The organism is Streptomyces paludis (assembly GCF_003344965.1).
GTDB lineage: Bacteria > Actinomycetota > Actinomycetes > Streptomycetales > Streptomycetaceae > Streptomyces > Streptomyces paludis.
In genome coordinates, this window is the sequence record NZ_CP031194.1 from 5,126,744 (window position 1) to 5,148,977 (window position 22,234).

Here is a 22,234-nt window from a genome sequence, read left to right on the forward strand (position 1 = left end):
CGGATTAAGGTGAATGACGCCTCGGACTAGGTCCTGTCCGGCGGATCACTGGCGGAGCCAGAGTCGGATCGCGGCGGCGGTGACGGTGCCGTGGAAGACGTAGGCCCGTTTGTCGTAACGAGTGGCGACCGCGCGGGAGTTCTTGAGCCGGTTGATGGTCCGCTCGACCTCGTTGCGGCGCCGGTAGCGGTCGCGGTCGAAGCCGGCGGGTCTGCCACCGCTGCTGCCTCTGCGTTGGCGGTTGGCCCGCTGGTCCTTCGGTTCCGGGATCGTGTGCCGGATGTGGCGTCTTCGCAGGTAGCGGCGGTTTCGGCGGGAGCTGTATGCCTTGTCGCCGCTGACGTGGTCGGGCCTGGTTCGGGGGCGTCCGCCCCGTGGCCGGGGGACCCGGATTCGGTCCAGGACCTCGACCATCTGCGGGGCGTCGCCCCACTGACCCGGCGTGAGCAGGAGGGCCATGGGGCGGCAACCGCCTTCGCCGGCGAGGTGGATCTTGCAGGTCAGGCCGCCCCGGGACCGTCCGAGTCCCTCGTCGGGGCGGTGGTGCCGGGGCGTCGTCCTTTTTTCGGGATCTGCGGACGGGCCTTGCGGGCGCCGGCCGCGTGCTGATGGGCCCGGCAGGACGTCGAGTCGATGCCGATCATCGACCAGTCGATCCGCCCGGCCAGGTCGGCGTCGGCCTGGACCGCGTGCAGGATCCGGTCCCAGGTACCGTCCGCCGACCAGCGGCGATGCCGTTCATGGACGGTCTTCCACGAGCCATAGCGTTCCGGCAGGTCACGCCACGGGACACCGGTCCGGACCCGGAAGAGGATCCCGTTGACCACGGTGCGGTGGTCGTTCCACCGGCCGCCCCGGCCACCCAGAGATGGCAGATGCGGCTCCAGCAACGACCACTCGCGGTTCATCAAATCCCCCCGACCCATACCCGAACCAACGAGCGACCGGTCAGAAGGTCACATGATCCGCCGGACAGGACCTAGCGGCCTGCGCCGCGTGTGGCGGGCGTGGATGACTGCGACGGGCCCGGGAAGGTTGTCTGGTTGCATCTCGCCGCTCCTGCCCCGCACGCCGCCTTCGGGGGCGTGGTGGGGTTGTCACGTCTTGTTGTGTGGCGAAGTGGCTGTGGTGGTTGTGGGGGTGCGGTCGGGGTGGACGCTTTGTGTTCATCGTGACAGTTGTCGGCGTTCATTGTGTTCGCTCTGGGTGTTCCCGGGGCGGGGTTACGGTGCGATCGTGTTCGTGGTCGACACAGGTGATCGGCGCGGCTGTACGGCTGATCGGCGCACGTTGGGGGAATCAATGCGCGGGATGGAGAAGTTGGCCGGGGTGCTGCCTCGGGGTGTTGAGGTGTTCAGCCTGCGGCCCGACGGTGTGGTGCTGTTCGTGGACCGGGGTGGGGCGCGGGAGTTGGGGCCTCGGGAGGAGTTTCTGCGGTTCATCGACACGGGGCAGTTCGCCCACTATCTGGTGGGGGACGCGCGGACCTCGCCCGAGCGGCCGTCGAACGCCACGTTCAAGCTCGGGGTCGTCGGGCCGCGCAGCGCGTTCACGCCGCACGCGCACGGCGGGGAGCACATCGTGCTCAGCCTCGGGCACGCGGCGTGCGGGCTGTACGACGTGGAGCGGGGGCGGGTGAGTGAGGTGCGGCTGTTTCCCGGGGCCATGATCCGGATCCCGTCGATGATGCCGCACTCGTTCGCCAACCGGGGCGGCCGGCCGCTCCACATCCTCGCCGCCAACACCGGCTTCGGCATCGACCACGAGGACTACGCCATCACCGCCGACGAGGCCGAGCGCCGGATCGGGGAGACGGGGCGGGCGGCCCGGTCCCTCGGGACGCTTGACCGGGTCGCCACCGACTACGCCCTCCTCGCCGCATCCCTCCGCGACATCGAGCGCCTCCAGTCCACCCGTGGCATCGGCGCCGTCTCCGTACGGGAGCGGCTCGCCGCCCGGTTGCGGCGGGCCGCGTACGCGCTGGAGGGGCCCCGGTGATCTGTCCGCACTGCGCCCAGAATCTGCTCCGCAAGGAGCGGCCCAACATGACGTGTTCCAAGTGTCACCGGGTCTACGCCTTCGATCCCAAGGGCAACGCGCTCAGACTCCATGACCTCCGGGTCCGGAGGCTCGTCCAGAAGCTGTCCGGCGACGGTCAGCTGTCGGTCTCCGTCAGCCAGCTGTGGTTCGCGGCCTCCCGCAGGACACGGCAGCAGGGAAGCGATCTCCCGGGGACGCTGGGGTGTTCCGCCGTAGCGGTCGTGGTGGGGTGCGGGCTGATCGCCCTCGGGGTCAGCATCGGGGAGGAGGCGGCCGTCGCCACCGCGTTCGGGGGGCTCTTCCTCGTGGGTACGGTCATCGCGCTCATCGTGAGCGCCGCCGCCCGCCGCAAGCGCAGACAGGCCCTGCCCTACGACCACTTCAACGCCCTCATGATGGCCCGCTGGATGGTGGTGTACGGCGCGCTCCCGACCGGGGTCGTGGACGAGCGGGTGCTCAAGGGCGTCGTACGGCCGGAGCGGCCGGCGGCCGTGCTGCTCTGCCCCGACACGTCCATCGCCGCGTTCCTGGCCGCGAACGGCGTTCCGCAGCGGTACGGGCTCGCCCTGGTCACCGACGTCGCGGGTGTACGGGACGTACCGGGCGAGGCGCCGGTCATCGTGCTGCACCACGCCGATCCGTTCGGCTGCCGGCTGACCGGACTCGTCCGTGAGGCGCTGCCCGGCCGCCGGGTGGTCGACGCCGGGATGCCGCCGCGCTCCGTGATGAACGTGCCGAACGCGCTGCCCCTGCGCGGCGAGAAGCCGCGCCCCGAGGTGGTCGCCGCGCTCAAGGGCGTGAGCGCGACCGGCGCGCTGACGGGCGCCGAGGTGGCCTGGCTCGCCGACGGATACACCGGCACGCTGGCCGCCGTACCGCCCGCCAAGCTCCTCGCCACGGTCACCCGGGTCGTCGAACGCGTCGCAGGCACGGGTGTTCCGGCGGACCAGCGGGCCAAGGACCTCGGCTTTCTCACCTGGCCGGTGGAGGGCGCCGCGTGAAAGGGCGGCCTCCGCTGATCAATCCTCTGATGGATCCGCTGATCGACCGGGCGCTCGCGCGCGCCCTCGAACGCGCCGTCGCCCGCGCGGGCGCGCCCGGACTGACCGGCCGGATCCGCTTCACCGAGCGCCAGTTGTACTACGAGGTGTGCCGCGCCCTGCGCCCGCTGCACGCGTACCCCCGCCGCGTCCGTCGTACGCCCGCGCCGCCCGTACCGTACGAGCGGTTTGAGGCGGCGCTGCGGCGGTACGCGGACGGGGGCGGTGACCTCGGGGGGCTGCTGGGCGGGGGTGGCGGTGGCGGTAGCCGCGTGGCCCCGCTTGCTGAACCGTGCGAACCCGACCTCTACGACTACGGGCTTCCCCGCCTCCTCGTCTGCCAGAGCCGCTCCGTGGCCCGGATGCTCCTCGCCAACGATCTGCATCTGGAAGCCGCCTGCCCGGTGCTCGCCGCCGACGATCTGCCGCTCGATCCCCGGCTCGTGGCCGGTCTCGGCCGGGTCGACGGCGCCACCGTGCACGTACTGCACGACGCGAGCGCGGCCGGAATGGCGCTCACCGCGCGCGTACGGGACGGGGTGGAGGGGGCGCCGGGACCCGTAAGGGTCGTGTCCCTGGGGCTTGTGCCCCGGCACGCGATGGCCCTCCATCTCGTGGCGGGGAAGGGGAAGGGAGAGGGGCCAGGGAAGCGTGCGGGAGAGGGGCCGGGCCTCCCGGCCGGGCTGCCCGCCACGCTCACCGCCCGCGAGCGCGCCTGGCTGGCGGCGGGACGTTTCGCCGAGGTGGAGTCCGTACCCCCGGCGCGGCTGCTGCGTACCGTCCTGCGCCTGGTGTGCGGACCCAGGACGCCCGTCCACTCCGTGTGGACGGGGCTGCGCACGCTGCGTACGGCGGGATTCATGACATGGCCGGCGGAGAACCGGCCGGGCGGCGAGACAAGGACGACAGACGATGAACCGGCCACGCGAAACCCCGTACAGGGATGAACTCCTCGCCGACAGCAGCGTCCACCGTACGTACGAGGACGGGCGCGAGGAGTGGCGGCGGCGCGATGTCGCCGACGGCCGCCGGGTCGTGCGCTGGCACGACAACCGGGGCGCCGCCGGCACCGACGAGCTGCTCGGCGACGGGATCATCAAACGCCGGTACGCCGATGGCACGGTGACCTACGGCCGGGACATCGGCTACGGCCGTACGGTCTGGGACGGGGGCGAGCGCGTCCTCGTCAACAGGACGTCGTTCGGCGGGCGTATGGGTGCGGTCCTGGGCGGCATCGGGCTCGCGACCCTCGCGGTGACCGCCGCGCAGCTGCCGCCCGCACATCTCACTCCCGAAGAGGAGGAGGCGCTGCGGCAGCAGCAGGCCAATTCCTCGGCCTCGGGCGGTGACAGCGGTGGTGGCGGTGACGGTGGCGGCGGCGGAGACGGCGACTGGTCCTCCGACGACGACAGCGGCTGGAGCGACGACGACTTTGGATAGAGACGAGGACTTTGGACAAAGAGGGAGCTGAGGGAGCCATGGCGCGCTTCGTGGCCTGTCTGGCACCGACCCCCGAGCGGTCGGCGGGCCATCTCGCCGCCATGGGCGCGGCGGTACGGTACGGGGCCGGCGCGGGCGGTGGCGCGGTCCGCACGCCCCATCTGGCGCTGGTCACGGACGAACCGGGGTACGCCACCGGGCCCTTCGCCGCGTACGGCCGTACCGCCGTCGGCGAGGTCACCCTCCACAACCGGCCGGACCTGCTCGAAGCGCTCACCGTCGCCGGTGACCCCGCCCCGCCCGGCTGCCCGGACGGGGAGCTGCTGCTGCGCTGCTGGGTACGGCTCGGCGCGGCCGGGATCCGCGCGGCGGAAGGCATGTTCGCGCTCGCCGTGCACGAGCACGCGGAGGGCGGTGGTCCGGATGAACTCGTCCTGATACGTGACCATATGGGCGCCCGTACCCTCTTCTACGCGCGCGCCGACGACACCTGGACCGCAGCCACCTCCCTGCGCGCGCTGCGCCGCTGGCCCGCGCTCGTCGCCGCCGGCGGCACCGGGCTCGACCTCGCGGCCGTACGGTCCTTCCTGACGTTCGCCTATCTGCCCGGCGAGGAGACACTGCTGCGCGGCGTACGCGAGGTGCTGCCGGGCCGGTGTCTGCGGCTCGCCGCCGACGGGACCGTGACGGAGACGCACTACTGGGAGCCGGAGGAGCGTCTGAAGGCCGGCGGCGACGGTGCTGCCTCGCCCGCGCCGTACGTTCTGCGCCTGCGCGAGCTGCTCGAAGAGGCCACCGCGATGCGGCTGCCGCCGGGCGAGGACGTCGGGGTGCTGCTCTCCGGCGGCGTCGACAGCTCGCTGGTCACGGCCCTCGCCGCCAAGCTGCACGATCACCCCGTCCACACGTACTCCATCAGCTTCGGCGACGAACTCCCCAACGAGCTGGGCTACTCCGGGCTCGTCGCCGCGCACTGCCGCACCCGCCACCGGATCCTCACCGTCTCCGGCGACGCCGTCGCCGCGCGGCTCGCCGAGGCGGCGGCGCTGCTCGACAGCCCGGTGGGCGACCCGCTGACCGTCCCGAACCTGATGCTCGCGGAGGCCGTGGCGGGTGACGGGCTGCGCGTCGTGCTCAATGGGGAAGGCGGCGACCCGGTGTTCGGCGGGCCGAAGAACCTGCCGATGCTGGTGCAGGAGATGCACCGCCGCCGCGGCGACCTTCCCGACGACGGGTACGGGGACGGGTACGGGCACGGCGACGACGTACGCGCCACCGCCTACCTCCGCTCGTACCGCAAGTGCTTCGCCGACCTGCCCGACCTGCTCACCCCTGAGGCGCTGCACGCCCTCACCGGCCTGCCCGCGCCGCAGCGCTTCGTCACCCCGTATCTGCGGCCGGAGGCCCGGGACGGCCGGATGGACCATCTGCTCAACCAGCTCCTGCACTGCAATCTGCGCACCAAGGGCGCCCACCACATCCTCACCAAGGTCGAACGGCTCACCGCCTCGCAGTCCGTCCAGGGGCGCTCCCCGCTCTTCGACCGGCGGGTGGTGGACCACGCGTTCGCGACCCCGCCGCGCTGGAAGCTGAACGGCGCGACCGAGAAGTGGGTGCTGAAGGAATCCGTACGGGACCTGCTGCCCGACACGGTCGTGGACCGGCCCAAGAGCGGTATGCGCGTCCCCGTGCAGCAGTGGCTCGGCGGGCCGCTGCGCGAGCTGGCGGACGATCTGCTGCTCGGGCGGGAGGCGCGCGCCCGGGGGCTGTTCCGGCCCGACACGGTACGGGCGTGGCTGCGCGGCGAGGGGGCGCTGCTGCCCCGGCAGGGCGGGAAGCTCTGGCTCGTGCTCACACTGGAACTCTGGCTGCGCGCCTATGACATCAGTTGATCAGTTCTGGAGGAACCGACCGTGCCCGAAGTCCCCGTGCCTGACACGACCTTGATCGATCCCCGTACGGGCCGGGCCCGCGGCAGCCGCCCCGCCGCCCGTGCGCCCCAGGTCACCGCCGCCGTCGCGGCGGCCCGCCGCGCCCTGCCGGACTGGCGCGCGCTGACACCGAAGGAGCGCTCCCGGCGGCTCCACCGGCTCGCCACGCTGATCGAGGAGCACGCCGACGCCTACGCGGAACGGGAACGGGCCGGTACGGGCAAGCCGGCGCACGAGGCCGCCGGCGAGGTCGAGCAGATGGCGGACCTCTTCCGCTTCTACGCGGGCGCGGTGCGCGCCCAGCCCGCCCCGGCGGCGGGCGCGCTCGTCGCCGGTCACGAGAGCTGGGTCCGCTGGGAGCCCCTTGGAGTCATCGGGGTCGTCGTCCCCTGGAACTACCCGCTGATGATGGCCGCGTGGCGCTGCGCCCCCGCGCTCGCGGCCGGGAACACGGTCGTGGCCAAGCCCGCCGAGACCACCCCGGACGCGCTCGAACTGCTCGCCGAGCACGCGCGCGAGGCACTGGGCGAGGGCGTGCTCACGGCGCTGCCGGGCGACCGGGAGACCGGCCGGCTGCTGGTCGCGGGCGAGGTGGACATGGTCGCCTTCACCGGGAGCGCGGGGGCCGGCGCCGAGGTGGCGGCGCGCGCGGGCACCCGCCGGGTCAGCCTGGAACTGGGCGGCAACAGCCCGGTCGTCGTCCTGCCCGACGCGCCCGAGGACACCTGGGCACAGCTGGCGGCGGCGACCACGTACAACGCGGGCCAGAGCTGCGCCGTCCCCGCGCGGGTGATCACGCTCCGCGCCAACTACGCGTCCGCGCTCGCGGGGCTCGGCGCCGCGATGCGCGAGCGCGTCGCGGGCCGCGACTTCGGCCCGCTCAACAACGCGGACCAGGCGGCCCGTTACGACCGGATCGTGGCCTCCTCGGCGGCGAAGGTGACAGTGAGCGGGGATACGGCGCCGGGCGCGGGCGAGGACGGCGGCTACTGGCGGCCCGCGACCGTACTCGCCGATCTGCCGGACGACGATCCGGCGGTGCTGGAGGAGGTGTTCGGGCCGCTGCTCACCGTGCAGGCGGCGGAGAGCGTCGAGGCGGCCGTCGCCCTGGCGAACGGTGTGCCGCAGGCGCTCGCCGCGAGCGTCTGGACACGGGACCTGCCGACCGGGCTCGCGCTCGCGGCGCGGCTGGACGCGGGGGAGACCTGGCTCAACTGCCATCTCGTCCAGACGGCGGAACTGCCCCACGGCGGCCGGGGCGCGTCCGGCCACGGGACGGACCTCAGCGCGCTGGCCCTGCATGAGTACCAGCGGCCGAAGACGGTGACGGCCCGGCTGCTGATGGCACCGCCCCCTTCCCTCACATGACGCGGCCGTCGCCCTGAGCGTCCCCCTCGGCGGCCGAGTCCGTGCGGCTCGGGTCCGTACAGCTCAGATCCGTGCGGCTCAGAGAGGCAGTCCGTTTTCGAGGCTGTCCAGGGCGCGGTGCACCAGTGCGGGCAGATCCCCCTGGCAGTCGTGCTCGGCCCAGTACAGGCTGACCTCGTTCAGCGCGCTGAGGACCGCCGAGGTGAAGACGCGCAGTTCGAGGTCGTCCGGCTCCCGGCCGGTGCGTTCCGCGAGGATCTCGATGAGCATCCTGGCCGTGACCGACGTGGTCTCGGCCATGCGGGCCCGCAGCGCCGGGACCTGGACCAGCAGCCTGCTGCGCAGCACCAGCTCTTCGTGATCGTTGACCAGGACGTCGCGCAGGGCCTGGTCCATGATGAAGTGGAAGGAGTCCAGCGGGCTTTCGTCGAGGGGCCGGGAACGCAGACTGGCTGCCATGAGCGGGTCGTACTCGTCGGTGAGGACGATGTCCTCTTTGGTCGGGAAGTACCGGAAGACCGTGGACGGGGACACCTCCGAAGCCTCCGCGATCTGCTCGACGGTCGTCGCCTCGTACCCCTGCTCGGCGATCAGCCGGAACGCCGCCCCTCTGATCGCGATCCGGGTCCTGAGCTTCTTGCGCTCGCGCAGCCCCAGGGAGGCCAGCTGCTGTTCGAGCGGGGTGTACGAGGTGGCGGCCATGGTGCTTATTGTCGGGCATCGGTGGTCTCCGGAGCCACCTCCGGCCCAGGTACGGGGCCCGGCCCGCCGTCTCCGGTGGCCGGCCCGGCTCCAGTGGCCGGACTGTCTACGGGGGCCGGCCCGGCGGCGCGGTCCCGGTCCGGGGTCTCCCGCGCCGGATTCGGCAGCAGCAGTGCCACCAGCAGTGCGGAGAACAGCGCCGCGATACCGCAGACCAGCAACGCCAGCCCCAGACCGTGGACATACGCGGCATCCGCCGAGCTGACGAGCCCCGGCGCCCCCAGCCGCTCGGCCACGATATGCGCCGCCACCACGGAGTCCCCGGCGGCGTCCGCGGCGGGCCCCGGCAGCCCCGAGGTGTCGAGCCTCGCCGCGTACCGCGCCGCGACCAGCGAGCCCAGCAGGGCTATGCCGACCGCACTGCCCACCTGCCGGACGGTCATCAGCAGCCCCGAGCCGCTGCCCGCCCGGTCCGCGGGGAGAGCGCCCAGGGCGCCGTCCATCGCGGGCACCACCGAGAACCCGAAGCCGATGCCCGCTATGGAGAGCCACAGGGCCGTGAAGCCGTAACCGCTCTCCACCGAGGTCCGGCTGCCGAGCAGCGCCGCGAAGGCGAGCACCACCAGCCCCGTACTGATCACGGCGCGCGGTCCGAAGCGCTGGGCGAGCGGGCCGCTGATCCGGGCGGCGACCGCCAGCCCGCCCATCATCGGCAGCAGCCGCAGCCCCGTCCCCAGCGCGCTGTTGCCCAGGACGATCTGGAGATAGCCGGGCAGCAGGAACAGCAGCCCCGACATCACGAACATGACCAGGGTCGCGGCCACCGTGTTGAGCAGAAATCCGCGCTCCCGCAGCAGAGCGAGATCCAGCATCGGCCGGGCCGTACCGCGCTCCCGCAGCACGAGCAGGGCGAGCAGTACGACGCCCGAGCAGAGCGCGGTCACCACGAGCGGATCGCCCCAACCCCGGCCCGGGGCCTCGATGATGCCGTAGATCAGCGCGCCGAGTCCGGCCGCTGTGAGCGTGGTGGAGAGGGCGTCGACCTTCGGCGCGGCCGGATCGCTGGTCTCGGGGAGCAGCAGCACACAGGCCGTGATCCCGATGGCCACCATCGGGACGTTGACCAGGAAGATCGAGCCCCACCAGAAGTGTTCGAGCAGCCAGCCGCCGATGACCGGACCCAGCGGCAGCCCCAGGGCGAAGGTGCTGGACACGATGCCGACCGCTCTGGACCGGTCCTTGGCGTCGGGAAAGAGCGACGGCAGCACGGCGAGGCCCAGGGGCATCACCAGCGCGCCGCCGACACCCATCACGGCGCGCGCGACGACGACCATCGCGACACTGTGCACGAGCGCGCCCACGACCGAGCCGGCCAGGAAGAGTACGAGCCCGGCGATCAGCATCCGGCGCCGGCCGAAGCGGTCGCCGAGCAGACCGGCCGGGAGCATCAGCGCGGCGAACACGACGATGTACACGTCCGCCATCCACTGCTGCTCGCCGGTGCTCGCGCCGAGCTGGTCGGCCATCGTCGGCAGCGCGACATTGAGGATCGTCAGATCGAGTCCGAGCACGAGCATGCTCGTGACCAGGGCGCCCAGCGCCCACCAGCGGCGGGTCATGGCAGCCTCCCTTGCGAGTTGATGTCAAGTGACAGTAACTCTCAAAATCGAGGAGCCGTCAATGCCTGCCGGTCAGGTTGGCGACTTGACGCCATCTTGTTTTGTGCGTGTGGCATGTGACGATGAGTAAAGGAATGGCGAACGGTCGGTGATCGAGTACGCGATCGGATGTGGTGATCAAGCGCGGTGATCGGAGTGGTGGTCGGCGTACGGAGGGGAGGCCGGAATGGGGTACGTCATCCACGCGCTGGCCGCTGCCGTGGCGGTGCTGTGCGTGGGGGGATTTCTGCTGGGCGGCGAGATGGCCGTGGTCGGGGTGGTCGTGCTGACGGTCGGGGCCGGGACCTGGCGGGTGGCCGTGGCGTCCCGGCCACGGACACGGCCGCGGCTGCGCTCGCCGTCCTGGCGAGGCAACCGCGGCCGTGGTGTACCGGATGAGGTGCCGGATGCTCGAAATGTGCTGGAAGTTCCGGGTGTTCGGGGCGGTCGGGGTCTTCCCGGCCCGGGTGGGTCAGGAGTGCTGGTAGGCCACCAGCGAGATGCCGACGAAGTGCACGACGAACGCGGCCAGGGTGAAGGAGTGGAACACCTCATGGAAGCCGAACCACCGAGGTGACGGGTTGGGCCGCTTGAGGCCGTAGATCACACCGCCCGCGCTGTACAGCAGCCCGCCGACGATGACCAGCACCAGCACCGCGATGCCGCCCGCGCGCAGGAAATCGGGGAGGAAGAAGACGGCGGCCCAGCCCATCGCGATGTAGCAGGGCGTGTACAGCCAGCGCGGCGCGCCGACCCAGAACACCCGGAACGCGATCCCCGCGGCGGCGGCGGCCCACACGGCCCAGAGCAGGGTCCGCCCCGTCGACGCGGGCAGCAGCAGCATGGTCAGCGGGGTGTAAGTCCCCGCGATGATCAGGAAGATGTTGGCGTGGTCGAGCCGGCGCAGCACGGCCTCGCCGCGCGGTCCCCAGGTGCCGCGGTGGTAGACGGCGCTGACGCCGAAGAGCAGGCAGGCCGTCAGGACATAGATCCCGCAGGCGATCCGGGCGCGGGTGGAGTCCGTCAGGATGATCAGCGCCGACCCGGCGACCAGGACGGCGGGGAACATCCCCGCGTGCAGCCAGCCGCGCAGTTTCGGCTTGACCGGGCTCGACGGCAGGATCCCGGCCGGCCCCCCTTCGGTGCTCGGGGGGTTCGCGGACGGATCGGACGCGGCAGGGTTCATGGGGCTCATGCTACCTACGGTTCCGTAGGTTACGTCTCGGTACAGCGGGTTCCGGACTCGGTGTGATCGGTTCCGCTTCGCGCGCGGAGGGTTCGGGAGGGGTGGGGTACGGAGGGCGCGAGGAGAAGCCGGAAGCGCGGAGGGTCCGGGGAAGCCGGGGGAGGTCCGGGGAGACCCGTGGGCACGGGAAGGGTCAAGACCTGGAAAACGGCCTGGAAAACCCCGGAAGTCGCGCCGGTCTGCCCCGGAACGAGTGGCGATGCTCACGTGTGAGGCCCTCTGGACAGATGGGCACGATCATCGGATGATCAAATGAGTGCGGTCGGCACCGGATGAGCGGCTACGAAGCATCCGGGTCGCAGCCCCCAAGGGGCACAACACCCGAAACCCTCACCAAGGAGCAATCGTGGCGCGCGAAAACGCGGCTCCCCTCACCATCCCCACCCAGCATCAGGACTTGATCTCCTGGGTGGACGAAATCGCAGCCATCACAGAGCCGGACAGGGTGGTCTGGTGCGACGGGTCCGAGAGCGAGTACGAGAACCTGTGCGGGGAACTCGTCGCCAAGGGCACGTTCCGGAAGCTCGACCCGGTCAAGCGGCCCAACTCGTACTACGCCGCCTCCGACCCCTCCGACGTGGCGCGCGTCGAGGACCGTACGTACATCTGCTCCGAGAAGGAGGAGGACGCCGGCCCGACCAACCACTGGAAGGCGCCGGCGGAGATGCGCGACATCTTCACCGGTGACCGGGGTATCTTCCGCGGCGCCATGCGCGGCCGGACCATGTACGTCGTGCCGTTCTGCATGGGCCCGCTGGGCTCGCCGCTCTCCGCGATCGGTGTCGAGATCACCGACTCCGCCTATGTCGCGGCCTCCATGCGCACCATGACCCGGATGGGACAGCCGGTCCTCGACGAACTCGGCGCCGACGGCTTCTTCGTGAAGGCCGTCCACACCCTCGGCGCACCGCTCGCCCCCGGCGAGGCGGATGTGCCGTGGCCCTGCAACTCCACCAAGTACATCTCGCACTTCCCCGAGGCGCGCGAGATCTGGTCGTACGGTTCCGGTTACGGCGGCAACGCGCTGCTGGGCAAGAAGTGTTACGCGCTGCGTATCGCCTCCGTCATGGCGCGTGACGAGGGCTGGCTCGCCGAGCACATGCTGATCCTCAAACTCACGCCTCCCCAGGGCGACGCGAAGTACGTCGCCGCCGCGTTCCCGTCCGCCTGCGGCAAGACCAACCTCGCCATGCTGGAGCCGACGATCGCCGGCTGGACCGTGGAGACCATCGGCGACGACATCGCCTGGATGCGCTTCGGCGAGGACGGCCGGCTCTACGCGATCAACCCGGAGGCAGGCTTCTTCGGCGTCGCGCCCGGCACCGGCGAACACACCAACGCCAACGCGATGAAGACGATGTGGGGCAACTCCGTCTTCACCAATGTCGCGCTCACCGACGACGGCGACATCTGGTGGGAGGGCATGACCGACGAGCCGCCCGCGCATCTCACCGACTGGAAGGGCAACGACTGGACCCCGGAGTCCGGCACCCCCGCCGCCCACCCCAACGCCCGCTTCACCGTGCCCGCCGGACAGTGCCCGATCATCGCGCCCGAGTGGGAGGACCCCAAGGGCGTGCCGATCTCGGCCATCCTCTTCGGCGGCCGCCGCGCCTCCGCCGTCCCGCTGGTCACCGAGTCGTTCGACTGGCAGCACGGCGTCTTCCTCGGCGCCAACGTCGCCTCGGAGAAGACGGCGGCGGCCGAGGGCAAGGTCGGTGAGCTGCGCCGCGACCCGTTCGCCATGCTGCCCTTCTGCGGCTACAACATGGGCGACTACATGGGGCACTGGGTCAAGGTCGGCCAGGACAAGGACGCGGCCAAGCTCCCGAAGATCTACTACGTGAACTGGTTCCGCAAGGACGGCGCCGGCCGGTTCGTCTGGCCCGGCTTCGGCGAGAACAGCCGGGTGCTCAAGTGGATCGTGGAGCGTCTGGACGGTACGGCCGAGGGCGTCGAGACGCCGATCGGCATCCTGCCGACGAAGGAGTCCTTCGACACGGACGGTCTGGCGCTCTCCCCGTCCGAGCTGGACTTCCTGCTCTCGGTCGACAAGGAGGTCTGGCGCGAGGAGGCCGCGCTCGTGCCGGAGCACCTCAACATCTTCGGTGACCACGCGCCGAAGGAGCTGTGGGACGAGTACCGCGCGCTGGTCCAGCGCCTGGGCTGACACACCCGTCCGTACGTTCGCCGGATGAGCGAACGTGCCGCGACCCCCGGAACCGTGCGAGGGCTCCGGGGGCCGCGGTACGTCATACCCGTACGGGGCGAGTTCGTCACGGCCCCACCGAGGAGGACTCCATCGAGGAGGACTCCGCCTACGAGGACTCCGCCGCCGAGGACTCCACCGACGACGGCGAGGCCGCCGATGGCATGGGGGAGGGCCGTCAGCGCGCGCCGATGAGGTCCGGCGTGGCCAGTGCCGCTGTGTGGGCGTCCATCCGCTCCGCCGCGAGGATGGCGGCGCCCGTGTCGGCGCGGGAGGCGGCCACGACCAGGGCGCGGCCCGCCAGGGCCAGGGCGCGGCGGTGGAGGGCGGCCGGGTCGTGGCCGGTGAGGGCCGCGTGGCGGACCGGCGGGGTGCCCCGGAGTCCGGCGATCCGGGTGGCTATGGCCTCGGCGGCCGCGCCCAGCCCCAGTTCGTCGGTGACGGCGAGGAGCGCGGACAGATGTCCGGCGAGCTGGATGTCCAGCTCCTCGTCGCGGCTGCGGTGCGGGAACCCGGCGTCGGCGCCGGCCATGGTGTGGACCGACTTCGTACGGATCGGCTCGTACATGAGAGGGCCTCCTGGCATCGTCAGGAGGCCATCCTACCTTGGATTCAGTCTAAAGTTGAGTGGTGTCCGGGGAGGTTCGGGGGGCGTCCGGGGAAGTTGCGGAAGAGGCATGGCCGCCCGCGCCCCTTCCCTACGGCTGCGCGTACCCCTCCAGGAACGTCCCGATCCGCGTCACCGCGTCCGTCAGGTCCTGCACCGTCGGCAGCGTCACGATCCGGAAGTGATCGGGCTCGGGCCAGTTGAACCCCGTACCGTGCACGACCATGATCTTCTCCGCGCGCAGCAGATCGAGGACCATCTGCCGGTCGTCCTTGATCTTGTAGACCTTCGGGTCCAGCCGGGGGAAGAGATACAGCGCCCCCTTCGGCTTCACACATGTCACGCCGGGGATCTGGGTGAGCAGGTCGTACGCCACGTTCCGCTGCTCCAGGATCCGGCCGCCCGGCTCCACCAGCTCCTGGATGGACTGCCGGCCGTTCAGCGCCGTGGCCACCGCGTGCTGCGACGGCATGTTCGCGCACAGCCGCATATTGGCCAGGATCGTCAGCCCCTCGATGTACGAGGAGGCGTGCGCCTTCGGGCCGCAGACCGCGAGCCAGCCCGAGCGGAAGCCGGCCACCCGGTAGTTCTTCGAGAGCCCGTTGAACGTGAGGGTCAGCAGGTCGGGCGCGATCGCCGCCGTCGGGGTGTGGGTCGCGCCGTCGTAGAGGATCCGGTCGTAGATCTCGTCGGAGCAGACGACCAGATTGTGCCGCCGCGCGATCTCGGTGAGCGAGGCGACCATCGCGTCGTCGTACACGGCGCCGGTGGGATTGTTCGGGTTGATGATCACGATCGCCTTCGTACGATCGGTGATCTTCCGCTCGATGTCGCCGAGGTCCGGCATCCAGTCCGACTGCTCGTCGCAGCGGTAGTGCACGGCCGTACCGCCCGCCAGCGACACCGACGCCGTCCACAGCGGATAGTCGGGGGACGGTACGAGGACCTCGTCCCCGTCGTCCAGCAGCGCCTGCATCGACATCTGGATCAGCTCGGAGACGCCGTTGCCGAGGTAGATGTCCTCGACGTCCAGCTCGATGCCCTTGGTCTGGTAGTGCTGCATGACCGCGCGGCGCGCCGACAGGAGCCCCTTCGCGTCGCCGTAGCCGTGGGCGTCCCCGAGGTTGCGGAGCATGTCCTCAAGGATCTCCGGGGGGCACTCGAAACCGAACGCCGCCGGGTTCCCGGTGTTCAGCTTGAGGATGCGCTGGCCCGCCGCCTCCAGCCGCATCGCCTCGTCGAGGACGGGGCCCCGGATCTCGTAACCGACGTTTGCGAGCTTTGTGGACTGGATGACCTGCATGTCGGCCACCTTACGGCCGTGTAACGGAGGCCGCCTGGTGTTTTTCCCCACGTTGCCCCGCGCGGGTGACGTGCCCGGATGCCCTGCCGGGATGCCCCGCCCGGACGCCCTAGCGGGGGCGGGGCATCCGGGCTCCGAGGCGGCTCCCGGCGCCCCCGGCCGCCGGGCCTAGCGGACCGGGAAGCTGAACGCGTACCCGTTCTCGCGCAGCCACGGCAGCAGCTCCCCGAGCGCCGCCGCCGTCTGCGACCTGTCGCCCCCGCCGTCGTGGAAGAGCAGCGTCGGGCCGTTGCTCAGCTGGTTGCGCACGGTGCGCAGGATCGCCGCCGCGCCCGGCTGCTCGAAGTCCTTGGAGTCCACGTTCCAGCCCACCGGCCGCATCCCGGCCGCCGCCGCGATCTGCCTGCTGTACGGGGTGAACGCGCCGCCGGGGGCCCGGTAGTACAGCGGCTTGACGCCGCCCGACGCCTTCTCGATCTGCCGGGCGGCCTTCAGGATCTGGTCCTTCTGATAGTTCTCCGGCTTGTGGTCCATTCCGGTGTCGTGCGACACCGAGTGGTCGCAGAGCAGATGGCCCTCGGCCACCACGCGCTTGACCAGCTCCGGGTGCGCCTCGGCCTGCGGGCCGACCATGCAGAAGACCGCCTTGGCGTGGTTCTTCTTGAGGATCTTGAGGATCTTCGGGGTCCAGACCGGGTCCGGGCCGTCGTCGATGGTGAGGTTGACGGCCTTGCCGCCGTCCTCCGCCGCGTGCGCGATGTCCATGTTCACCAGCGGGGCGGGGAGCCGCGCGTCGGGCTTCGACGTCTGTTCCGGGATGCTCGGCGCCGTACGGGCCGCGGGGGCCGCCGGGGCTGTCGGGGCTGCCGGGGTCTCATGGCGCTGGGAGGGTACGGACAGGCCGGCCCCGTTCCCCGCCCCGGCCCCCGGCGCCTTCGCGTCGTCCGTCGGGACCGCCTGCTGTCCGCCGCATCCGGCGACCAGCGCCGCCCCGGCGAGCACGAGCGCCGTCGCCTTCAGCGCCCGGGCGCCCGCCGACCGTACGCCACCACGTGCCCCGCGCGCCGCTTTGTGTGTCATGTCCCCCACCACTTCTGCTTCTGTTCCGCCACGTACGGGAGAAGAGACGAGCGAAGGCGCGCGGAGGATCCGCTTTCGGCGCTTCGGTCACCCGTTTGTGACTCCGCCCCCGGTCCGATCCGCCCAGCTCAGCCCGCGACCGCGCGCAGCGCCCCCGGCCGCCGTCCGGTGAGGGAGTCGAGGGCGGCGGCCGTCGCGTCGTCCGCCGGGAGGTGGATCAGCAGCCGCTGTCCGTCGGCCTCCGGGAGGGCGAGGGTCTCCTCGACGAGCCGCAGCTCGCCCGCCGCGGGGTGCGCGATCCGCCGTACGCCCGCGTTGCTCGCCGGCGCCGCCGGCAGGTTCGCCCAGCGGTCGGCGAAGGGAGCGCCCGCGGTGAGGGTCAGTTCATGGACGACGGTACGGAGGTGCTGGTCGTCGGGGGCGGAGTCGGCCCTGAGCCGGGTGACCATCCCGTCGGCGACGCCCTCCCAGTCCGGATGCGCGGACCGGGCCCGCGGGTCGGTGAACAGGAACCGCGCCAGGCTGGGCGCCGGCGCGTCCAGCAGCCCGAGCGGGCCGAAGACCTGCCGGTAACCGTCGGTGTGGGCCAGCACCTCCGTCAGCCGGTTCAGCAGTACGGCGGGCGTGGGCTCCAGCCGGTCCAGCAGGGCGCGCAGCGACGGCCGTACGGTACGGGACGGGGGCCGGCCCGCCCCCGGGCAGAACTGCGTCGAGCCGCTGACCGCCTTGAGCGCGTGCACCAGCGCCGTACGGTCGTCGGCGGTGAAGCGCAGCGCCTGGGCGAGCGAGGCGAGTACCGCGAGCGACGGATTGCGGTCCCTGCCCTGTTCGAGACGGGTGAGGTACTCGACGCTGATCCCGGCCAGCGTGGCCAGCTCGGACCGGCGCAGCCCCGGCGTACGGCGCCGGGAACCGGCCGGGAGCCCGACATCGGCGGGGGACGTGGCCTCGCGCCGCGCGCGCAGGAAGAGGCCCAGTTCGTTGTCGCTCACCCGGGCAATCTACCGGCTGCCGCGGACCGGAGGCGCGGGACCGGGCCCGTACCGAGAAGGCCGAGGCGCGGAAACGGGATCGTACCGGGAGGACCGAGGCGCGGAACGGGCCCGCACTGAGAGGACCGAGGCGCGGAACGGGCCCGTACCGAGAAGACCGAGGTGCGGAATGGACCCGTACCTCGAAGATCGAGGCGTGGGACGGGCTCGCGGCGGGGAGTGTCAGGGCGGGCTCGTATCGTGGCCCTGGCGCTACCAGCCTGCGCCCGGCCTTCCTCCGCGCCTCGGGAGCAGTCATCCTGACCCGGTTCCCGAGCGCACCGCGCCCGCACCTCCTGACCCGTGCCGTGCCCGCGCTCACTTCGCTGAGAGGTCCCCCGTGTTCATCGCCTTCGCCGTCATCGGCATCCTGCTCGCCCTCGCCCTGACCGCGTCCGCCGTGGGCGACATCACCCGGGCCGAGGCGATCGTCGCCTCGCTGTCCAAGGTCGGGGTGCCGGACTCCTGGTACGTCCCCCTCGGCCTCGTCAAGATCGCGGGCGCGGCCGGGCTCGTGATCGGGCTCTGGGTGCCGTTCCTGGGCGCCGCGGCGGCGATCGGCGTGATCCTCTACTTCATCGGCGCGCTCATCATGCATCTGCGCGCCAAGGACAAGGGGTTCGCTCCGGTCATCCTCTTCATCGTGCTCGCGGCGGCGGCGCTGGTGCTGCGCCTGGCGTCCGCCTGAGGACGTAGGCCCCACAGGGCTCAGAAAAAGGTACGGACGAGATCCGTCACCGTGCCGTCCGCCGTCACCAGCGGGATCAGCTGCCACTTGTCGAACGACGTGCACGGGTGCGACAGCCCCATCCCGACCCAGTCGCCGACCTCCAGCTCGGCCCCCGGTCCGGTCGCCAGCCAGCCGTGCTGGTCGGACAGGCGCGTCACCGTGATGCCGGCCGCCGGGCGGATCGCGCCCGTACGCGCGTCCCGTACCACCTGGGCCTCCGGCAGATGCAGGTCGTACGCGGCGTCCCGCTTGCCCGCGTTGACGAACGCCTGGCCGGGGGAGGGGCGGGAGACGACCTGGGCCCAGAGGCGGAAGGCGGGCTGGAGGGCGCCCTCCTCCGGTACGCGGTTGAAGGGCGTGAGGGCGCGGTACTGGCCGTCGTCGTGTGTGACGTACGCGCCGGAGCGCAGCAGCTTCAGTACGGGACGCGAGAGCGCCGGGATCTCCGCGAAGACGTCCGCCACCGTGTCGAACCAGGCGCTGCCGCCCGCGCTGACGATGATCTCGTCGGTTTCGTCGGTCTCCGCGAACCGGCCCGCCGCGTCGAACTCCACGGCCAGCGCGGTCAGCCGGCGCAGCCAGGCGCGGACGCTGACCTCGTCGGCCTCCGGCACCTCGCCCTCGTACCCCGCCACCCCGACCAGTCGCAGGGTGGGTACGGCGGCCACCGCGTCCGCGACGGCGGCGCACTCCGCCTCCGTACGCGCGCCGGTACGCGCCCCCTCGCCCGCGCCCAGTTCGACCACGACCTCCACCGGACGGCCCGCGCCCGCCGCCCGGAGCGCCTCGTCCATCAGCTCGACGCCGCGCACGGAGTCCACGTAGCAGACGAGCCGGAAGCCGGGATCCCGGTCCAGCTCGGCGGCGAGCCAGCGCAGCGCCACCGCGTCGACCAGCTCGTTGGCGAGGAAGATCCGCCGGATCCCGAACGCCCGGTAGACACGCGCCTGGTGGGGGACGGCGGCGGTGATGCCCCAGGCGCCGTGCGCCAGCTGGCGCGCGAAGAGCCGCGGGGACATGGAGGTCTTGCCGTGCGGCGCGAAGGCGAGGCCGTGGCGTGTGGAGTAGGTCTCCAGCAGGGCGAGATTGTGCTCGACCGACTCGGCGGAGAGGGCGAGAACGGGGGTGGTGAAGCCGCCGGTGAACAGGGAGCGGCGCTCCGCGGCGAGCGCGCCGACGGTCATCCCCTCGGCATCCGGGGGCAGCCCCTTGAAACGGTGGTCGATCCGCTCGGTGCTCAGGTCTTCCGCGCTCAGGAACCGCGTACTCGGCTCGTCGGTCACGGGCCCTCCCCCTCGTCCATAGACGCGTACGTTGCACTGCGTGCAACGCCCATTGCGTATGTCGCTCGGCGCTGTCTAACATCCGAGCCGACAGCGGGTCAATGGTGCCTTCGAGATCCGGTGCCTTCGAGATCTGCCCGGCCAGGAGGAGTGCCCCGAGTGACCGCGACCGCAGCCACGGCAGCAGACGACCACCCCGGCGGGGACGGCATGGAAGCCGTGGAAGGTGTGGAAGTCGTCTGCCTCGGGGAATCCATGGTCACCTTCCTCCCCTCCCGCCCCGGCCGCCTCGCGGACGTCCCGTCCTTCGACCGTACGATCGGCGGCGCCGAGTCCAATGTGGCCTGCGCGCTGGCCGCCGCCGGACACCGGGTCCGGTGGGTCAGCAGGGTCGGCGCGGACGGCTTCGGCGACCATCTGACCGAGGCGATCGCCGCGTACGGCGTCGACACCTCGGGGGTACGCCGCGACCCGGAGCGCCCCACCGGCGTCTACTTCCGTACGGCCACGGACCGCGCCACCGACGCCCACGAGGTCGCCTACTACCGCGCCGGCTCGGCGGCGAGCGCCATGGCGCCGGGCAATCCGCCCCGGGACGGCCTGTGGGCGGGCCGTGTCCTGCACCTGTCCGGTATCACGGCCGCGCTCTCCGACGGCTGCCTCGTCCTCATGCGCGAGCTGACCGCCCGCGCCCCGGGCCGTCCGCTGCTCTCCTTCGACGTCAACCACCGCCCCGGCCTGTGGCGCCGCCGGGACTCCGACACCCGGGTCCTGCTGGAGCTGGCCCGGGGCGCCGATCTGGTCCTCGTCGGCGAGGACGAGGCGGCGGAGGCGTGGGACCTGCACGGCGCCGACGCGATCAGGGCCGCGCTTCCCGAGCCTGCGACGCTGGTCGTCAAGCGCGGCGCCGCGGGCGCCATCGCGTACACCCGCGCACAGGACAAGGACAACACCGACACTGTCATCTCCGTCCCCGCGCCGCGTGTCGACGTCGTCGCGCCCGTCGGCGCCGGGGACGCGTTCGCCGCCGGGTTCCTCTCCGCCACCCTGCGCGGCCTGCCCGTCGCCGCCCGGCTGCGCCACGGCCACCTCATGGCCGCCGCCGCCCTCACGGTCCCCGGCGACCTGGGCGCGCCGCCCTCCCGGGCCATGGCCGACCGGCTGGCCGCGCTCGACGAGGCCGGCTGGGGGACACTTCGGCTGGGCCCCGGCTGGACGGCGGACACGGAAACGGGCACCGAGACGGTGACAGAACCAGACACGGAGGTACGCAGTCCATGAGCCAGAGTGTCGACCGGGCGCTGAGCATCCTTCCGCTGCTCGCGCGGGGCCCCGCCGACCTGGGGCAGGTGGCCGACGCCCTCGGCGTCCACAAGTCGACCGCGCTCAGACTCCTCCGTACGCTCCACGACCACGGCCTCGTCTACCGCCAGCAGGACGGCCGCCACCGGCTGGGCGCGCGCCTCTTCGCGCTGGCGGCGGAGGCCGTCGAGAACCTCGACGTACGCGAGATCGCGCACCCGCATCTCCGCGCGCTCAACGAGGAGTGCGGCCACACCGTCCACCTCGCGGTGTACGAGGAGAACGAGGTCCTCTACATCGACAAGGTCGAGAGCCGCTATCCGGTACGGATGTACTCGCGCGTCGGCAAGCCCGTCGCGATCACCGTCGCCGCCGTGGCCAAGCTGCTCCTGGCCGACCTGCCCGAGGGTGAGCGCCGCGCGGTGGCCGGGCGCCTCGACTACCCCCTCTACACGTCCCGTTCCACGCCCCACGCCGCCGCCTTCCTCAAGGAGCTGGCGACCGTACGGGAACAGGGCTGGGCCGCCGACCTCGGCGGCCACGAGGAGTCCATCAACTGCGTCGCCGCGCCCATCCGGGGAGGTGACGGCCGGGTCGTCGCCGCGCTGTCGGTGTCCGCGCCGAATGTCGTCGTCACGGCGGAGGAACTCCTCGGCCTGCTCCCGCTGGTGCGCCGCACGGCCGAGGCGATCGGCGGGGAGTACTCGGGCACCACCGTCCCCGCCCAACAGCCGCGCCAGAAAGCCACGTGAGGCCAAGGGCCAAGGGAGGCGCGGCCGGCCTTCTCAGCCCTCCCAGCCCTCTCAGTCCTCCTGGAGCCGCTCCACCGCGTACCCCGTCACACACCCCACCACCAGCACCGCGTTCGACATCAGCACGCCCTCCGCGACCAGCCCGTCCCACTGGAGCGCCATATTGACCGCCTGCGCCGCCACCGGGACGGCGAACACCGCCAGCAGGTGCTGGAGTTGGTGATCGCGGTACGGATCGCTGTGGACGCGGCCCGCCGCCCAGGTGGCGAGGGCGATGCACACGGCGTTCGGCAGATGGATCAGCATCAGCCGGCCGGCGAAGGTCTCCAGTCTGTCGTCGGAGGCGAGATAGTCGTAGACCAGCGTGGCCTGGAGATACTCCGTGAAGAGCAGCGCGATGATGCCGGCCGCCCAGGCGCGCATCAGGGCGAACACGGGCGCGCCGCGTCCGTCGTCCCGCCGCGCGGGCGCACCCGGGTACTCGTACCGCGTCATCGCCCCTCACATCCGAA

20 protein-coding genes are annotated in these 22,234 nt (G+C 71.9%); 10 read left to right on the forward strand and 10 right to left on the reverse strand.

Translation table 11 applies throughout. The features are described from left to right. Positions 1-45: 45 nt before the first annotated feature. Positions 46-926, reverse strand: a protein-coding gene (locus DVK44_RS22680; protein ID WP_114661317.1) for an IS5 family transposase whose coding sequence is annotated in 2 segments (ribosomal slippage) — positions 46-566 and positions 566-926 — 882 coding nt in all. Because the reading frame shifts where the segments join, the coding sequence is not laid out codon by codon here. Positions 927-1,311: 385 nt separating this feature from the next. Here DVK44_RS22680 and DVK44_RS22685 point away from each other — a divergent pair. Genes DVK44_RS22685 through DVK44_RS22710 form a run of 6 tightly spaced genes read left to right on the forward strand, consistent with a single transcriptional unit; the run spans position 1,312 to position 7,819 of the window. Continuing rightward, the gene (locus DVK44_RS22685) at positions 1,312-1,998 is read left to right on the forward strand and encodes a cupin domain-containing protein (protein ID WP_228447326.1); all 687 of its coding nucleotides are present in this window, start codon (positions 1,312-1,314) and stop codon (positions 1,996-1,998) included. A gap of 47 nt (positions 1,999-2,045) precedes the next feature. Then, on the forward strand, positions 2,046-3,041 hold the full coding sequence (locus DVK44_RS22690) for a hypothetical protein (RefSeq protein ID WP_162794016.1): 996 nt from the start codon (positions 2,046-2,048) through the stop codon (positions 3,039-3,041). Between the two features lie 29 nt (positions 3,042-3,070). After that, complete coding sequence (locus DVK44_RS22695) at positions 3,071-4,027, forward strand: hypothetical protein (RefSeq protein WP_181957503.1); 957 nt, start codon at positions 3,071-3,073, stop codon at positions 4,025-4,027. Continuing rightward, positions 3,993-4,520, forward strand: coding sequence for a hypothetical protein (locus DVK44_RS22700; RefSeq protein WP_114661320.1), 528 nt, complete (start codon positions 3,993-3,995; stop codon positions 4,518-4,520). The genes DVK44_RS22695 and DVK44_RS22700 overlap by 35 nt, the downstream gene beginning before the upstream one ends. Before the next feature lie 38 nt (positions 4,521-4,558). Then, the gene (locus DVK44_RS22705; protein ID WP_114661321.1) at positions 4,559-6,412 is read left to right on the forward strand and encodes an asparagine synthetase B family protein; all 1,854 of its coding nucleotides are present in this window, start codon (positions 4,559-4,561) and stop codon (positions 6,410-6,412) included. A 21-nt stretch (positions 6,413-6,433) separates the two neighbouring features. Next, positions 6,434-7,819, forward strand: a complete 1,386-nt coding sequence (locus DVK44_RS22710) for an aldehyde dehydrogenase family protein (protein ID WP_114661322.1) — start codon at positions 6,434-6,436, stop codon at positions 7,817-7,819. A 78-nt stretch (positions 7,820-7,897) separates the two neighbouring features. Here DVK44_RS22710 and DVK44_RS22715 read toward each other — a convergent pair whose 3' ends face one another. The 3 genes from DVK44_RS22715 to trhA form a co-directional block, all read right to left on the reverse strand. After that, positions 7,898-8,521 carry a TetR/AcrR family transcriptional regulator gene (locus tag DVK44_RS22715; RefSeq protein ID WP_114661323.1) on the reverse strand — a complete coding sequence of 208 codons (624 nt, stop codon included), beginning with the start codon at positions 8,519-8,521 and terminating at the stop codon, positions 7,898-7,900. A gap of 5 nt (positions 8,522-8,526) precedes the next feature. Continuing rightward, positions 8,527-10,140 (reverse strand): MFS transporter, encoded by a 1,614-nt coding sequence (locus tag DVK44_RS22720; protein WP_114661324.1) that lies wholly within the window; start codon positions 10,138-10,140, stop codon positions 8,527-8,529. A gap of 511 nt (positions 10,141-10,651) precedes the next feature. Further along, a complete protein-coding gene (gene trhA / locus DVK44_RS22725; RefSeq protein ID WP_408055353.1) occupies positions 10,652-11,374 on the reverse strand; it encodes a PAQR family membrane homeostasis protein TrhA in 723 nt (240 codons plus the stop codon). A 397-nt stretch (positions 11,375-11,771) separates the two neighbouring features. Between trhA and DVK44_RS22730 the strand changes: the two genes are divergently transcribed. After that, positions 11,772-13,595: a phosphoenolpyruvate carboxykinase (GTP) gene (locus DVK44_RS22730; RefSeq protein WP_114661325.1), complete on the forward strand. Its 1,824-nt coding sequence runs from the start codon at positions 11,772-11,774 to the stop codon at positions 13,593-13,595. 217 nt (positions 13,596-13,812) lie between these two features. On the opposite strand, the gene DVK44_RS22735 is transcribed toward DVK44_RS22730, so the two are convergent. The 4 genes from DVK44_RS22735 to DVK44_RS22750 form a co-directional block, all read right to left on the reverse strand. Then, positions 13,813-14,202 (reverse strand): SCO4983 family protein, encoded by a 390-nt coding sequence (locus DVK44_RS22735; RefSeq protein ID WP_114661326.1) that lies wholly within the window; start codon positions 14,200-14,202, stop codon positions 13,813-13,815. Between the two features lie 130 nt (positions 14,203-14,332). Further along, entirely contained in the window at positions 14,333-15,544 is a 1,212-nt protein-coding gene (locus tag DVK44_RS22740) for a pyridoxal phosphate-dependent aminotransferase (RefSeq protein WP_114661327.1), read from the reverse strand. A 168-nt stretch (positions 15,545-15,712) separates the two neighbouring features. Next, complete coding sequence (locus DVK44_RS22745) at positions 15,713-16,624, reverse strand: polysaccharide deacetylase family protein (protein WP_114665369.1); 912 nt, start codon at positions 16,622-16,624, stop codon at positions 15,713-15,715. 128 nt (positions 16,625-16,752) lie between these two features. Continuing rightward, positions 16,753-17,616 carry a helix-turn-helix domain-containing protein gene (locus tag DVK44_RS22750; protein WP_114661328.1) on the reverse strand — a complete coding sequence of 288 codons (864 nt, stop codon included), beginning with the start codon at positions 17,614-17,616 and terminating at the stop codon, positions 16,753-16,755. A gap of 379 nt (positions 17,617-17,995) precedes the next feature. Here DVK44_RS22750 and DVK44_RS22755 point away from each other — a divergent pair, with 379 nt between their 5' ends. Then, positions 17,996-18,343 (forward strand): DoxX family protein, encoded by a 348-nt coding sequence (locus tag DVK44_RS22755; RefSeq protein WP_114661329.1) that lies wholly within the window; start codon positions 17,996-17,998, stop codon positions 18,341-18,343. A 20-nt stretch (positions 18,344-18,363) separates the two neighbouring features. Here the strand turns inward: DVK44_RS22755 and DVK44_RS22760 are convergent, their stop codons facing one another. Continuing rightward, positions 18,364-19,668, reverse strand: a complete 1,305-nt coding sequence (locus tag DVK44_RS22760; RefSeq protein WP_228447328.1) for an amino acid deaminase — start codon at positions 19,666-19,668, stop codon at positions 18,364-18,366. A 210-nt stretch (positions 19,669-19,878) separates the two neighbouring features. Between DVK44_RS22760 and DVK44_RS22765 the strand changes: the two genes are divergently transcribed. Both DVK44_RS22765 and DVK44_RS22770 read left to right on the forward strand, forming a co-directional pair. Then, positions 19,879-20,949, forward strand: coding sequence for a sugar kinase (locus tag DVK44_RS22765; protein ID WP_114665371.1), 1,071 nt, complete (start codon positions 19,879-19,881; stop codon positions 20,947-20,949). Further along, positions 20,946-21,722 (forward strand): IclR family transcriptional regulator, encoded by a 777-nt coding sequence (locus DVK44_RS22770; protein ID WP_114661330.1) that lies wholly within the window; start codon positions 20,946-20,948, stop codon positions 21,720-21,722. Before DVK44_RS22765 ends, DVK44_RS22770 begins: the two co-directional genes overlap by 4 nt. A gap of 51 nt (positions 21,723-21,773) precedes the next feature. Here DVK44_RS22770 and DVK44_RS22775 read toward each other — a convergent pair whose 3' ends face one another. Then, positions 21,774-22,217 (reverse strand): hypothetical protein, encoded by a 444-nt coding sequence (locus DVK44_RS22775; protein ID WP_114661331.1) that lies wholly within the window; start codon positions 22,215-22,217, stop codon positions 21,774-21,776. Positions 22,218-22,234: the final 17 nt, after the last annotated feature.

Bases quoted from the DNA above. Each gene is read 5' to 3' on its own strand.
- DVK44_RS22685 (WP_228447326.1), top strand. From the start codon at position 1,312: ATGGAGAAGTTGGCCGGGGTGCTGCCTCGGGGTGTTGAGGTGTTCAGC.
- DVK44_RS22690 (WP_162794016.1), top strand. From the start codon at position 2,046: ATGACGTGTTCCAAGTGTCACCGGGTCTACGCCTTCGATCCCAAGGGC.
- DVK44_RS22695 (WP_181957503.1), top strand. From the start codon at position 3,071: ATGGATCCGCTGATCGACCGGGCGCTCGCGCGCGCCCTCGAACGCGCC.
- DVK44_RS22700 (WP_114661320.1), top strand. From the start codon at position 3,993: ATGAACCGGCCACGCGAAACCCCGTACAGGGATGAACTCCTCGCCGAC.
- DVK44_RS22705 (WP_114661321.1), top strand. From the start codon at position 4,559: ATGGCGCGCTTCGTGGCCTGTCTGGCACCGACCCCCGAGCGGTCGGCG.
- DVK44_RS22715 (WP_114661323.1), bottom strand. From the start codon at position 8,521: ATGGCCGCCACCTCGTACACCCCGCTCGAACAGCAGCTGGCCTCCCTG.
- DVK44_RS22720 (WP_114661324.1), bottom strand. From the start codon at position 10,140: ATGACCCGCCGCTGGTGGGCGCTGGGCGCCCTGGTCACGAGCATGCTC.
- trhA (WP_408055353.1), bottom strand. From the start codon at position 11,374: ATGAGCCCCATGAACCCTGCCGCGTCCGATCCGTCCGCGAACCCCCCG.
- DVK44_RS22735 (WP_114661326.1), bottom strand. From the start codon at position 14,202: ATGTACGAGCCGATCCGTACGAAGTCGGTCCACACCATGGCCGGCGCC.
- DVK44_RS22740 (WP_114661327.1), bottom strand. From the start codon at position 15,544: ATGCAGGTCATCCAGTCCACAAAGCTCGCAAACGTCGGTTACGAGATC.
- DVK44_RS22745 (WP_114665369.1), bottom strand. From the start codon at position 16,624: ATGACACACAAAGCGGCGCGCGGGGCACGTGGTGGCGTACGGTCGGCG.
- DVK44_RS22765 (WP_114665371.1), top strand. From the start codon at position 19,879: ATGGAAGCCGTGGAAGGTGTGGAAGTCGTCTGCCTCGGGGAATCCATG.
- DVK44_RS22770 (WP_114661330.1), top strand. From the start codon at position 20,946: ATGAGCCAGAGTGTCGACCGGGCGCTGAGCATCCTTCCGCTGCTCGCG.
- DVK44_RS22775 (WP_114661331.1), bottom strand. From the start codon at position 22,217: ATGACGCGGTACGAGTACCCGGGTGCGCCCGCGCGGCGGGACGACGGA.